Raw genomic sequence first — 13,069 nt, 5'->3', positions numbered from 1 at the left:
ATCCAAAGATGCAACCTTGTTCCGCGCTGCTTCGCGCGTCCTCGGCGCTCGCCCTCACGCTGGCGACGCTCGCCCCCGCTTTTGCCCAGACAACCCCGCCGCAGGACGAGACCGCCGGTGCGGACGAGATCGTGGTGAACGGCACCTATGCCCGCAGCCTCGCCGCGGCGACCGAGGCGAAGCGTCGTGCCGAATATGGCCTGGATTCGATCAGCTCGACCGATATCGGCAAATTCCCCGCCCAGAACGTCGCGGAGGCGCTCCAGCTCGTCACCGGCGTCGCGATCACCCGTCCGCGCGGTGAGGGCCTGTACGTCTCGGTGCGCGGCCTTGGTCCGCAGTTCCAGAGCACGCTGCTCAACGGCCGCCCGGTCGCGCTCAACGACCTGATCGAGAATGGCGGCGCCGCCGGCCGCCAGTTCCGCTTCGAGATGCTGCCCGCCGAATTCGTCGCCAATATCGACGTGGTGAAGACTCCCACCTCGGACATGACCGAGGGCGCGCTGGGCGGCAATATCGACGTGCGCACCTTCCGCCCGTTCGATGTCGGCAACAAGGTCACCGCCAATCTGCGCGGCACCTACACCACCCAGACCGAGAAGGTGAAGCCCAACGCCACGCTGCTCGGCAGCCACACCTTCGGCGACACCTTCGGCATCCTCGTCGGCGCGCAATATTGGGGCAAGGCGGTCCGCAACGATCGCTTCATGAATTTCGGCTGGAACAAGGACAAGTATCTCACCGCCGCGCAGGGCCAGCTGCCGACCGGGCTCTACACGCCCACCCGTACGCGCCCGACCATCGAGACCGAGGATCGCAAACGCATCTCCGGCCTCGTCTCCGCGCAGTGGCGCCCCACCCCCGAGCTCGAAACGACGCTCGACGTGCTCGCGACCCGGCTCGACGTCGCCTATGACGAGTTCGGCATCGACATCTATCCGGACGATCCCGGCACCGTGATCCAGCCCGGCTACAAGGTCAGCGGCAACACTGTCACCGCCGCGACGATCAACAATGTCCGCTTCATGGCCAGCCGCGAATACAGCCTCAACCGGCACGACCTGCTGACCATCGGCCTCCGGCAGACCTGGAACCACGATCGCTTCCACGTGACGGCGAACCTCAACTGGTCGTCGGCGCACAGCTTCCACTCGAGCAACGCCGAAGGCACCGTCCGCAGCCGCGCCTTCCTGATCGCGCCGCTCACCTATGATGCCTCGGGTGGCTACAAGGTCACTCCGACGCTCACCACGCCGGTCGACCTCACCAATCCGGCCAACTATGCGCTCTCCACCTTCAACATCGCGCCGAAGAACAGCAAGGATTGGGACAAGTTCGCTCGCCTCGACGGCGCCTATGACCTGGGCGACTTCTTCCGCAAGGTCGCGGTGGGCGGCGAATATCACTGGCGCAAGCGCGACTATTGGCGTCGCGACTACAACGTCACCCAGCCCGCCGGCAATCCGGCGCGGCTGACCTCGCTGGGCGCGGGTGCGTACCAGCAGATCCCCTATGACGACTTCCTGTCGGGCGTTGGTGGCAACAGCCCGCGCACCTGGCTGGTGCCGGTCACCTCGGCCTTCTACAACGCGCTGTTCAACGATACGATCGCCAACGCGCCGCTCACCGCGGGCGACCGCGCCTCGCTGTTCGTCACCACCGAAAAGACCGCCTCGGCCTATGCCCGGCTCGATTACGGCACCCAGCTGGGCGGCGTGGACATTCTCGGCAATGTCGGCCTGCGCTATGTCCACACCGATCAGAACGCCACCGGCTATCTGCGCACCGGCAACAATACCGCGCCGGTCGCCTATCCCAAGACGTTCAACGACTGGCTGCCCAGCTTCAACCTCAAGGCCGAGCTGACCAGCACGCTGGTCGCCCGCTTCGCCGCGAGCCGCGTGCTGACCCGTCCGAACGTGACCGACAGCGCGCCGCGCATCACCGTCTCCACCGACGCCCCCACCGCGAGCGGCGGCAACCCGCAGCTGCTGCCCTTCCTCGCCACCCAGTTCGACGGCGCGCTGGAATGGTATTTCAATCCGCGCGGCGCGCTCACCGGCGCGGTGTTCTACAAGGCGATGGACGACTATATCACCGCCCAGAACGTCAATATCGACATCCCCGGCCGCGGCACCGTGCTGCTTTCCACCCAGGTCAATGGCGGCAACGCCAAGGTCTACGGCGTCGAGGCGGGCTACAACCAGGTCTTCACCTTCCTGCCCGCGCCGTTCGACGGGCTCGGCATGCAGGCGAGCTATACCCACACCTCGGTCAAGGCCAACTACACCGCGGGCGCGCGGCCGATCGTCGACCAGCTGATCGGCCTGTCGAAGAACAGCTTCAACGTCGTCGGCTTCTACGAAAAGGGCCCGCTGTCCACCCGCCTCTCCTATGTGTGGCGCGACCGGTATCTGTCGGGCACCGGCAGCACCACCCAGGCGCCGACCTATACCGCGCCGTTCGGCACGCTGGACGGCAGCATCGCCTACAAGCTGCTGCCCAACGTGCAGCTCAGCGTCGAGGCGATCAACCTCTCGGGCGCCAGGCTCTACACCTATAACGATGATCCCAACCGCTTCGGCGAGATCAACTATTACGGCCGCACCTTCCTGTTCGGGGTGCGCGCCGAGTTCTGATCGGCACTGCAGGCACGACATGCGAAAGGGCCGGGAGCGATCCCGGCCCTTTTTGCGTCCGCGCCCACCGGCATCAACGGCGGCGATATGGGCTCGTCGTCCCGCCGCAATATCCTTTACCGGCAATTGTGCGGCATCGCTGACACGGCGTTAACCGCCGCTCGCGCTGGTTAAAGACCCCCTATCGAGCGCTCAGATAAAGTGCGGAGACGCTTGCCGCCCCACGAGAGGGCGGGCGCCCACGTTTATCATTTTAACCACTTTTTCTGAAATGCGACAGCCGATTGCGGAAACGTTTCTCCTACAATGCAGCATCGTTTCCCGTATCGGAGCAGAAAAATGAAAAGGGTTCGCTATCTCCTCGCCGTCGCGCCGCTCGCGCTGGCGGTGCCTGCCGCCGCCGAGCCGTCCACCCCGCCGCCACCCGCCGAGACGCGCGACGCAGCGCCCGCAGCGCCCGCGCAGGAGCGCGCCGCGAAGCAGGTCTTCTCGACCGGCGTCGCCAAGGGGCGCGACATCCTCGACAGCGCGATCTCGACCAGTTCGTTGGGCGAGGAGGAGGTGCACAAGCTCGGCGCGCGCTCGCTCAGCGAGATCCTGCGCACGCTGCCCGGCATCCGCGTCGAGGCCGCCTCGGGCGAAGGCAATGCGAACTACACCATCCGCGGCCTGCCGCTCGCCTCGGGCGGCTCCAAATATATGCAGATCGAGGAAGACGGCCTGCCCGTTCTCGAATTCGGCGACATCTTCAACGCCGCATCCGACATCTTCATCCGCGCCGACAACAACCTCGCGGCCATCGAGGCGATCCGCGGCGGCTCGGCCTCGACCTTCGCGTCGAACTCGCCGGGCGGCGTGATCAACCTGATCTCCAAGACCGGCGACGTCGAGGGCGGCTCGGTCGAGGCGACCACCGGCCTGGACTATGGCGAGAAGCGCGTCGATTTCGAATATGGCAGCAAGCTCAGCGAAAAGCTGCGCTTCCATGTCGGCGGCTTCTACCGCAGCGGCGAGGGCCCGCGCGACATCGGCTATAACGGCTATCGCGGCGGCCAGGTGAAGTTCAACGTCACCCGCGCCTTCGACAACGGCTTTGTCCGCCTCTACGGCAAGCTGCTCGACGATCGCTCGCCGCAATATGTCCCCGCCCCGGTGCACATCGGCGGCACCAACGACAAGCCGACCTTCACTCCCATCGCCAATTTCGATCCGAAGAAGGACGCGCTGAGCTCGACCCATATCGGCACCTTCCTCTCGCTCGATCGCAACAACCATGCGGTCGCCGAAAACTTCCACGACGGCATGCACGCCGTCTCCAGGTCGGTCGGCCTGGAGGCGCAGTTCGAGATCGGCGGCTTCTCCTTCACCGAACGCGCGCGCTATTCGGCCAATTCGGGCGACCTCTACCGCATGGTCCCCGGCAGCATCGCCCCGGCCGCGACGGTCGCGGCGGGGATCGGCGGCGCCGGCGGCACGCTGCACTATGCCTCGGGCCCGAACAGCGGCCAGCTGATCGCCAACCCCACCGCGCTGAACGGCAACGGCCTGCTCGCCAGCGTGTACATGGCGAAGGTCAAGCTGCACGCGCTCAACAACTTCACCAACGATCTGCGCGCCAACCGGGTGTGGAAGGTCGGCGGCGGCGACCTGACCGTCACCGCCGGCGTCTACAAGGCGATGCAGACGATCGACATGGACTGGCTCTATTCCACCGCGATCCAGGACGTGGTCGGCGGCGGCAACGCCGCGCTGGTCGATGTGAGCAACGCCGCCGGCACCAAGCTCACCCAGAACGGCTATGCGGCGTTCGCGATCAACAATCTCAGCCTGCTGCACCGTGCGTTCAACGTCGATTACGACATCACCGCGCCCTATGGCTCGGTCAATTATCGCTTCGGCAAGCTCGCGATCGGCGGCAGCGTCCGCTATGATGTCGGCAGCGTCAACGGCACCGTCTACGGCGCCGATCTGGGCGGCGGCCGCATCGGGCTGATCTCCTATGACTTCAACCATGACGGCAAGATCACCCAGGCCGAATCGCGCACCGCCGCCCTGCCGCTGACCCAGCCCTCGCCGGTCCATTACGACTATCGCTATCTCAGCTATTCGGTGGGCATCAACTATCGCATCGCCGAACCGCTGGCGGTGTTCGCCCGCTACAGCCGCGGCGCCCGCGCCAATGCCGACAAGATCCTGTTCACCTCGGCGATCAACTACAACAGCGGCGATCTGTACGATTCGAATTCGGCCTATGATACGGTGCGCCAGCTCGAAGGCGGGGTGAAGTTCCGCCGTCAGAACATCGCGCTCAACCTTGTCGGCTTCCTCGCCAATTCGGAGGACCAGAACATCCAGTCGGGCTCGGGCCTGGGCACCGCCCGCACCTATCGCGCCTATGGCGCCGAGTTCGAGGGCAGCGTGCGGCACGGGCCGTTCAGCCTCACCGCTGGCGCGACCTGGACCCGCTCGAAGATCACCAAGGACCTGCTCAACGCGGCGATCACCGGTCTCGAGCCGCGCCACCAGCCCGAATTCACCCTGCAGCTGATGCCGCAGGTGCAGACCAAATGGGCGACCTTCGGCGCCAGTTCGGTGACGATCACCGGCAGCTATGCGCAGGATACCAACCAGCTGCGCATGCCCGGCTTCACGGTGGTCAACGCCTTTGTGCAGGTGCATCCGACACAGCAGGTCCAGCTCAGCCTGAACGCGAACAACCTGTTCAACACGCTCGGCTATTTCGAGATTTCGCAGGCGACGATGCCGGCCAACGGCATCGCCTGGGGCCGCGCGGCCAACGGCCGCACGCTGTCCGGATCGGTACGCTTCTCGTTCTGAGCGCATCGTCCGGGCAACAAGGATGGGCCGCTCCCCTCCGGGGGCGGCCCTTTTCGCGTTGCGGGCAGGCGCCGCCCGCCGGGGAATTCCGCGCGTTGCCTGCCGGTAGTCGTTCGCGATGAAGCCGCTGCATGGCGGACGCGTCGCACTGCAAGATCGCGCGATGATCACAGATCGAATGTGCTTCCGTGCGGGCAGGCTGAAAGCCTCTGCGTTTTACGACGCCGCCTATCCGCTTGGGCGCAACATGGCGGCTCCTGGGACTTTCCCGCCATTCGAACACAGCATGTCAAACGTCGGGTTTCGTCAAAAGCTGACGCTCAACGCTCGCCTTCGCTTCGGCACGTTATGACTGAAACTGGGCAACCCGTTCTCACAATTCGGTGAGATGTCTCGCTCAACACCGCCGCTCGGGATCGAGGGACGAAATCGAGCTGTGTCAAAGACATTCCACATCATGAACCTGCGGCCGCGTCGGGTATTGGGGGCCAAACCCCCCAGTTCCGCAGTTTGTCCGCGCGCATCGGCGAGCGCGCAGCGATTTGTCCGATCGCTTCAGCCACGCGCGCGCTAAGCGCCTCGCTTCCCGCGTGCCGCGCAATTCGGCCAGCCCATTCCATCATCTCTTTGGCGTCGCCGGGATACTGATCAAACAGCCCCACGAGATCGTTCACGCTCAAACGGCCTAACCGTGCCGCATCCTCCTCCGGATTGAACCCACCGCTCTGTGCAATCTGCCGAAGCATCTCGGCTGGATCGCGTTCGTCAACTATCGCCGCCCGTCCAGCATCCATCGCCGCCTTGAACTCAGGATCGATCGGGTCTGCGCCGAGAAAGCGATCCCACTGCTTGAAGAAGTTTGGGGTCGACCGGTTAGCCTCGACATACGCTTCAACAAGCTCAGAAGCCTGCGTGTCTCGGCCGTAGCGACGCAGGAAGCGCACGCTTGAGTTCATGTTCACGGGCGTGATCGTCGTGAGGTTTTCACGGGCCCCGGCGTGCATGGCGTCAAGTACATCCGCATCGTCTACCGCAAGACTCTTGTGGTAGAGTTCCCACGCCTTGGAGTAGCTGTCCTCGCGGTCGGCATGTCGGCGCTTCTCTTCAATCACCTTTGCCGCGGCTCGGAGACGGCCCCCATCAAAATAGCCGACGAGGACGCCACCTAGGATCATCTCGTCCAGTTCGTCTGTTGAACCGTAGTTGTAAGCACGTAGTAGGTCCCGCCACCTCGCCTGTTGTGGTGGCTCCTCCTTAGGCTTGAACAGGCCGCTCATCGAATTGAACGACCGCACGAAGTCGAGCGTGGGAGCAAGGTCGCGCTGGAGAAAGCACCAACCGCACAGCACCACCGTGGCGGTCGCCTGCTCAAGTGTCTTCTTCTCACTGCCCGCTAGTTCCTGCTCTATGATGCGCGCCCATCGCTCAATCTTCTTCATGACCCGCATATTCGTGATGTTGAGGCTCGCCAAGCGTTCACGCAGCGTGTTTGCGACCATGTCCTCGCCGGCTATCGCTATGGCGGCAGCCTCCAAGCTGGTCGGCTCAAAGACTAGAAACGTGTCGACGACCTTCTCCAACTGCCGGTCGAGCTCCTCCTGTTGCTCCTTGTCCACGCGCTCCTTGTTCAAAAGCAGAACAACCTTGCAGTTGCGCTGCTCCCTCAGCATCGACGCCAGGCCGAGCAGATCGCGCATCTCGAGCGACTTCCCGGCACGCTCTAGATCATCGAAGCAAATCATCTGCCTTTGCACCGACAAGAACGCAGCCCGATATAAGGCATCCCCGGCATCTTTCATCCGAAAGAACCCGGCCGCGATGTCAATCGCCACCCGACTCTTGCGCGCAAGCTTCTCGCCTCGCCGCAGCATGTCATATAGGCTGTGCGCGTCGGGCGTCGCGTTGCCTCCAGCGACCACCGTGTTCTCAACGACGGCGCTGCGCAAGTCGGCCAGAGTGGCGAGACCAAACAGCGAGACATACGCGTAGCGCGACATCCCTAAACGCCCGTTCCGCTCTGCCTCCTCGTAGAACATACGCCAGGAATAGGTTTTACCGACGCCCCAATGTCCGGAAATGCACAGCACCTCGGGTTCTGGAGAGGAAAGAAAGCGCGCAATCTCTGCGCGGACGACTGCGGTGGACATAACCTCGGTATCGCATCAACTCATGTTGCTGTCGACACGGGCATTGCAAAGCAGGCTTCTACATGGAAGTTTGTTTACATGGATACGAGGCGTTCGCGTCTTCGCGCGAGATAACGGCAGGTTCCCACAGAAGCTGCCATTCGGGACGCATCCGGTGAACGACGCGTTTTGGTCGACTGCCGCCCCACGAACCAAACGGCAGTGCCGCACCCCTCGCAAGGGGGACCCTGCGGCACTGCCGGAGACGCGACGCGCCGGGCCCTGCGCGCCGCCCCTACCCCTTGTCCCGCTGCAACCGCCGCTCCACCCGGTCCAGCTCGCGCGACAGCCGCGCCAGCGCCTGCTCGCGGGGGATGCGCGGCACGCCGAAGCCGCTATGGGGCCGCCCCTCGACGATCTCCGGGCGGCGATAGCCGAGCAGCAGCAGCGCCTCGCGCGGAGTCATCAGGGTCAGCGGGTCGGTCTCGTCGACGGTCTCGCGCCAGTCGCCCAGGTCCTCGCCGCTGGGGTCCAGCGAGCGCAGCGCATTGTCGAGCAGCGCGAGTTCGAGCCGCGCATAGCCCTCGGCCAGCGCCGCCTCCATCGCCTGCGCAAAGGCCGCCGAGCGCCGGCGCCGGGCATAGATGGCGTTCGAGCCGATGCCGGTCGCCGCTGCCGACAGCCGCACATTGGCGGTGGCGGCGAGATGGGCGAGGAAGCGGCGCTCGCCCTCGGTGGTCAGCACCCCCTTGGGGGCGCGGCGCACCTGCACCGCGCGGCCGCGCGAGGCGCGCACGCTATACTCGCCGCCGCCGGTGCGCGCGGCCTCGCCCTCGGGGGTGGGGGACGGCGCCCCGGCGGCGAGCTGCGCCTGGGCATAGGCGAGGGCTGCGTCCCACGCCGTCGCGAAATCGGGGTTGCGCGCGCGGCGCTTTTGGAAGGTCTTGCGCGTCTGCCCCGCGGCCTCGGCGGCCAGCGTGACGTTGGCGGTGCGGCGCAGCGCCTTGAGGAAGCGCTGGTTCTCCCGGGTACGATCGCTTCTGGTGCCGCGCATGGGCATGCCCTCCCTGTTGCCCCCGATTGGTCGGCGGCGACATGGTTGTTCCTGTTATGTTCTACAAGCCCAGATCCTCCCCGGAACGCGGAGGGGGACCATCTGCGCAGCAGATGGTGGAGGGGGGCCTCCTCCTCGGACGCGGGTGACGTGGAGAGGTTGCACGCGGCAACGCCATCGCGCATCTGACACCGCGTCCCTTGCCGCGCTCCCCCTCCACCCCGCCGCTGGCGCGGCGCGGTCCCCCTCCCCGTGCCGGGGAGGATCTTTGCCACCCTTGACTCTGCGCCCGAATCCGCTATTGGGCGCGCTCCTTCTTCGGAAGGAATCCGTCCGAGACAGCGAGGGACCGGAATATGCCGGTCTTGAAAAACTCGCCTAGACGGGGACAGAATTTACCGGCGGCTTGGCCGGCCTCTTAGCGCGGATGCGCGGGCGGCCCAAGCGTTCCGGGTCACGCCCCAGGGACTAGCGCCCCGGCTTCGTGACGATCCTTCCCCTCGGACATTTTGAGCCTGGCCCGTGCTCGCGCGCGGGTCGTGAACCGGGGCCGTCCCTTCATCGGGGCAGCCTCATGTATGAGGAGACCGGCATGGATCGTTCCCAGAAGGCCGACGCCGTTGCCGAGCTGAACCGCACCTTCAACGAGGTTGGCGTGGTGGTTGTCACCCGCAATCTCGGCATGACCGTCAAGCAGTCGACGGACCTGCGCAACAAGATGCGTGCAGCCGGCGCGACCTATAAGGTCTCGAAGAACAAGCTCGCCAAGATTGCCACCCAGGGCACCGATTATGCGGTGCTCGCGGACCTGCTGACGGGTCCGACGGCACTGTCCACCTCCATCGATCCCGTGGCTGCGGCCAAGGTGGTCTCGGAGTTCGCCAAGACCAACGACAAGCTCGAGATCGTCGGCGGCGCGATGGGCAATGTGCTGCTGGATGCGGCCGGCGTGCAGGCACTCGCCTCGCTGCCGTCGCTGGACGAGCTGCGCGGCAAGCTCGTGGGGCTCATCGCAGCACCCGCGACCAAGCTCGCCACCATCACCCAGGCACCGGCGGCGCAGATCGCCCGCGTGCTTGCGGCGTACAGCGAAAAGCAGGCTGCCTGAGCTTCGGCTTCGAGCGACCTTTATTCTATCCCGAAACTATTGAACTGATTGGAGTTTATCATGGCTGACCTTAACGCGATCGTCGACCAGCTTTCCGCCCTGACCGTGCTCGAGGCCGCTGAGCTCTCGAAGATGCTCGAAGAGAAGTGGGGCGTTTCGGCCGCCGCTGCCGTCGCCGTTGCCGGCCCGGCCGCCGGTGGCGCCGCTGCCCCGGCTGCCGAAGAGCAGACCGAGTTCGACGTGATCCTCACCGGCGACGGTGGCAAGAAGATCAACGTCATCAAGGAAGTCCGCGCCATCACCAGCCTCGGCCTCACCGAAGCAAAGGCCCTGGTCGAAGGCGCCCCGAAGCCGGTCAAGGAAGGCGTGTCGAAGGACGAGGCCGAGAAGATCAAGAAGCAGCTGGAAGAAGCCGGCGCGACTGTCGAGATCAAGTAAGCACGTTACGACCTCTTTCAAGGTCTGAATACAGAAAGGAGGCGGCCCCGTGACGGGCCGCCTCTTTTTTCATGCCTTCAGTCATTTGCCGCCCAGTGTCGAAATTGGGTGGGTGGGTTGGGTGGCGGAAACCTTCATTGTCGCGTTGAGTGTGCGGCTGATTGTGCTTGTTCGCAGCGCACCGCGCCGCAGCGGCTTTCGGCGTGCCGCTGCGCTTCGAGGATCACACCAACTGTGACGCCGACGGTTGCGTCGGTCAGTTCTTGCCGCTGCCGCGCGTCGCCTCGGCGCGGATGCGCTGCGAACGAGCGCGTTCCATGCGCTCCATGCGTTCGCGTTCGATCCGCTCGCGCTCTTCGCGGTCATGCTCTTCGCGCTCACGGTCTTCCCGGGCCATGCGCTCGGCGATGCGGAGACGGATCGCCAGCAATTCGGGAGAGGCCTGCTCGCCACCCGCCAAGGTGCGCAGTGCGTTCTGACGCCCCACGGCCTCCTCGGCAGCGATCCGATCGGACCAGTGCCGGACAGGACGGTTTGCCTTTGCACGCTGCTGCAATCGCAGCCACGCCCGGCGATACATCCGGAACATCCTTCCCGCATGCAGCCCGGTCAACAGCGCCGCCATCAGCGCCACGCCGATGTACACGCTACTGTTCGGCTGCGGCGCGCGCAGCACCAGCAGCACCATCAGATAGCTCAGCAGCGTCATCAGCACGCAATAGGCGCCGAATTCCAGCGAGGTCATCAGATAGTGACGAACGGTTTCGGATTTCATGCGCGCAACCCCCAGCGGCGGCGCGTCGCATATGCCCACATGCCAGCGCCACCCTTTGGCACTGCATCATGAAGCAACCGCGTTAACGAATCCTAACCGGAGGTGAAACGACCGACCCTATTTGCGGAAGATCGGCGTCCCAGCCGCATCCTGCGCCTTGTCCTCCTTGTACAGGCGATCGGCGATCCGATCCCGGATCGCATCCAGCGACATGTTGGGATCAAGCGAAAAGCTGTCCTCGTCCTCTTCCGGATCGACCCCCAGCGTCGCGCATCGATCGCGATAGGCACGCTCCAGCGCTTCAAGGCGCTCCATCATCCGCACCCGCTCGGCGTCGCCGCCGCGCGCTTCCAGCCGCTCGGCCGCGAGACGCTCGGACCAGCTCAACGTGCGCCGCTCCTCCTCCGCCATGCCTGCCGGCTGTTCGGAGGACTCATCGGTCAGCGGCGCCAGACGGCGCATCGCGCGCCGGTACCGCAGGAACATCCGCACCGCGTAGACCCCGCTGAACAGCGCCATGGCGATGCACGTGTCGATGTACCAGCGGGAGTTCGCCTGGGGGGCGTAGTTGACGAGCACGTACATCGCCGCGCCGATAGCCGTCATGAACACGAAGTAGACGCAGAACTCGATGGTTTCGCGGAGATAACCTCGGACGGCGGCGACGTTCATAACCCTGCTCCTGAAACTACGCCGTTCGCGAACGTTCCACCGAGCAATCAACCGGAAACTACTTAAGCATTGATGTAGATTTGAAATATTTCCGGCCCTTGTCGACCAGCCGCCCCCTCTCCAGCACGCAGCGCCCGCCCTTTCGTCGAAAGGACGGGCGCCCTGGTCAGCGTGCGTTGGACGCGCGCTGGTCGACCGGTACGACCGGGAGCAGCACCGAACTGGACTGCTTGCCGCCGTACAGGATCGTGACCGTCGCCCTCTGATAGTCGCCAGGCTTCGCGAAGAAGATGTTTTCTACATATTTCTGCGGGTTACGATCATAGACCGGGAACAGGGTAGACTGGATCTGCACCATGATGCGGTGGCCCGGCAGGAATGTGTGGTTCACCGTCGGCAACCGAAACTTGTATTCCTGGACCTTGCCCGCAGGGATCGCCGACGGGTGCTCGAACGACGTGCGATAGCGTCCGCGGAAGATGTCCATCGCGATGGGGAGCTGGAAACCGCCCATCTCCTTGCTGGTGGCGATCTCCTCGGGATACACGTCGATAACCTTGACGACAAAGTCGCCATCGGTGCCGGTCGTCTTGGCGAAGATGTCCGCCAGCGGGGCGCCCGAGAGTCGCACCGGCGCCGTCAGCACCGGCGTCGCATAGGTCAGCACGTCCGGCCGCCCGTCGACAAAGCGCTGGTCGGTGACGAGGTAGGTGCTCCAGCGACCATCGCTGAAGTTGATCGGACGGGGCAGGTACGGGACCGGCTTGGCCGGATCGGAGACATAGCTGTCCTCCCCTGCCCCCGGCTTGCCGAACCCGGCGGCCTCGCCCGCGCCGAGATAGAGCGGCGTCAGTTGCGTCGCCAGCGGCCACTTGTTCAGAAAGTCCCAGTGGTTCTCGCCGGTATTGTAGATGCTGGCGACCGGCGGGGTATAGGCTGGCGCGCCGTCCTTCAGATGCGCGTTGAAGAAGGGCAGCAGGATGTCGCGGCGCGCCTGGAGCGCGGTGTCGCCTTCGAAGTTGAGTTCGCCCAGCTTGGAGCCGTTATAGTTGAAGCCCGAGTGCCGCCACGGCCCCATCAGCAGGAAGTTGTTGGCCGCTTGCGGGGTCTTCTGCAGTTCCTCCCAGGCGTGGATCGCACCGTACATGTCCTCGTGATCCCACAGCCCCTGCTCCCACAGCGTCGGTACGTTCGAGGGATTGGCGGCGAGGATCTTGTCGAGCGCCTGGCCCTGCCAGAAGGCGTCGTAGGAGACATGCTGGCTGAGCTTTTGCCAGAAGGGCAGCTGATCATAGACCCCATGACTGCCGGAGCCGCGGGGGCTCAAATCTGAGATGCTGACGATGGATTTGTCAGCACTGGAGGCGAGTCATGACGGAAGCAGTGAAATACGTCGGTCTGGACGTGCATAAGGAAACC

At 64.7% G+C, this 13,069-nt stretch carries 10 protein-coding genes and 1 pseudogene; 6 read left to right on the top strand and 5 right to left on the bottom strand.

Annotation, left to right across the window (positions count from 1 at the left end):
- Positions 1–8 precede the first annotated feature (8 nt).
- From S2M10_RS19970 to S2M10_RS19960, 3 genes are all read left to right on the top strand, one after another.
- Positions 9–2,639 carry a TonB-dependent receptor gene (locus tag S2M10_RS19970; protein WP_168847633.1) on the top strand — a complete coding sequence of 877 codons (2,631 nt, stop codon included), beginning with the start codon at positions 9–11 and terminating at the stop codon, positions 2,637–2,639.
- Positions 2,640–2,978: 339 nt separating this feature from the next.
- A complete protein-coding gene (locus S2M10_RS19965; RefSeq protein WP_168847632.1) occupies positions 2,979–5,477 on the top strand; it encodes a TonB-dependent receptor in 2,499 nt (832 codons plus the stop codon).
- A 118-nt stretch (positions 5,478–5,595) separates the two neighbouring features.
- Complete coding sequence (locus tag S2M10_RS19960; RefSeq protein WP_168847631.1) at positions 5,596–5,829, top strand: hypothetical protein; 234 nt, start codon at positions 5,596–5,598, stop codon at positions 5,827–5,829.
- A 103-nt stretch (positions 5,830–5,932) separates the two neighbouring features.
- Here the strand turns inward: S2M10_RS19960 and S2M10_RS19955 are convergent, their stop codons facing one another.
- Positions 5,933–7,624, bottom strand: coding sequence for a hypothetical protein (locus S2M10_RS19955; protein ID WP_168847630.1), 1,692 nt, complete (start codon positions 7,622–7,624; stop codon positions 5,933–5,935).
- A 274-nt stretch (positions 7,625–7,898) separates the two neighbouring features.
- The gene (locus S2M10_RS19950) at positions 7,899–8,657 is read right to left on the bottom strand and encodes a hypothetical protein (protein WP_168847629.1); all 759 of its coding nucleotides are present in this window, start codon (positions 8,655–8,657) and stop codon (positions 7,899–7,901) included.
- A 592-nt stretch (positions 8,658–9,249) separates the two neighbouring features.
- On the opposite strand from S2M10_RS19950, the gene rplJ reads away from it, so the two are divergent.
- The 3 genes from rplJ to S2M10_RS19935 are packed head-to-tail and all read left to right on the top strand — an operon-like array spanning position 9,250 to position 10,441.
- On the top strand, positions 9,250–9,765 hold the full coding sequence (gene rplJ, locus S2M10_RS19945) for a 50S ribosomal protein L10 (protein WP_168847628.1): 516 nt from the start codon (positions 9,250–9,252) through the stop codon (positions 9,763–9,765).
- A 60-nt stretch (positions 9,766–9,825) separates the two neighbouring features.
- Positions 9,826–10,203, top strand: a complete 378-nt coding sequence (gene rplL / locus S2M10_RS19940; protein WP_064313924.1) for a 50S ribosomal protein L7/L12 — start codon at positions 9,826–9,828, stop codon at positions 10,201–10,203.
- Positions 10,204–10,252: 49 nt separating this feature from the next.
- On the top strand, positions 10,253–10,441 hold the full coding sequence (locus S2M10_RS19935; protein ID WP_168847627.1) for a hypothetical protein: 189 nt from the start codon (positions 10,253–10,255) through the stop codon (positions 10,439–10,441).
- 18 nt (positions 10,442–10,459) lie between these two features.
- On the opposite strand, the gene S2M10_RS19930 is transcribed toward S2M10_RS19935, so the two are convergent.
- The 3 genes and pseudogenes from S2M10_RS19930 to S2M10_RS19920 all read right to left on the bottom strand — a co-directional run.
- A complete protein-coding gene (locus S2M10_RS19930; RefSeq protein ID WP_168847626.1) occupies positions 10,460–10,978 on the bottom strand; it encodes a hypothetical protein in 519 nt (172 codons plus the stop codon).
- 117 nt (positions 10,979–11,095) lie between these two features.
- Positions 11,096–11,650: a hypothetical protein gene (locus S2M10_RS19925; RefSeq protein WP_168847625.1), complete on the bottom strand. Its 555-nt coding sequence runs from the start codon at positions 11,648–11,650 to the stop codon at positions 11,096–11,098.
- 166 nt (positions 11,651–11,816) lie between these two features.
- Positions 11,817–12,944: pseudogene (locus tag S2M10_RS19920) on the bottom strand (CocE/NonD family hydrolase); the annotation flags it as partial.
- Positions 12,945–13,069: the final 125 nt, after the last annotated feature.

This window comes from Sphingomonas sp. S2M10 (genome assembly GCF_012650175.1).
In the GTDB taxonomy this organism is placed as follows: domain Bacteria; phylum Pseudomonadota; class Alphaproteobacteria; order Sphingomonadales; family Sphingomonadaceae; genus Sphingomonas.
Note: the sequence above shows the minus strand (reverse complement) of the source record. Positions and strands in the feature narration are given on the sequence as shown.

Coding starts and splice junctions, on each gene's coding strand:
- rplJ (WP_168847628.1), top strand. CDS start 9,250: ATGGATCGTTCCCAGAAGGCCGACGCCGTTGCCGAGCTGAACCGCACC.
- S2M10_RS19965 (WP_168847632.1), top strand. CDS start 2,979: ATGAAAAGGGTTCGCTATCTCCTCGCCGTCGCGCCGCTCGCGCTGGCG.
- rplL (WP_064313924.1), top strand. CDS start 9,826: ATGGCTGACCTTAACGCGATCGTCGACCAGCTTTCCGCCCTGACCGTG.
- S2M10_RS19955 (WP_168847630.1), bottom strand. CDS start 7,624: ATGTCCACCGCAGTCGTCCGCGCAGAGATTGCGCGCTTTCTTTCCTCT.
- S2M10_RS19970 (WP_168847633.1), top strand. CDS start 9: ATGCAACCTTGTTCCGCGCTGCTTCGCGCGTCCTCGGCGCTCGCCCTC.
- S2M10_RS19950 (WP_168847629.1), bottom strand. CDS start 8,657: ATGCGCGGCACCAGAAGCGATCGTACCCGGGAGAACCAGCGCTTCCTC.
- S2M10_RS19930 (WP_168847626.1), bottom strand. CDS start 10,978: ATGAAATCCGAAACCGTTCGTCACTATCTGATGACCTCGCTGGAATTC.
- S2M10_RS19960 (WP_168847631.1), top strand. CDS start 5,596: ATGAAGCCGCTGCATGGCGGACGCGTCGCACTGCAAGATCGCGCGATG.
- S2M10_RS19925 (WP_168847625.1), bottom strand. CDS start 11,650: ATGAACGTCGCCGCCGTCCGAGGTTATCTCCGCGAAACCATCGAGTTC.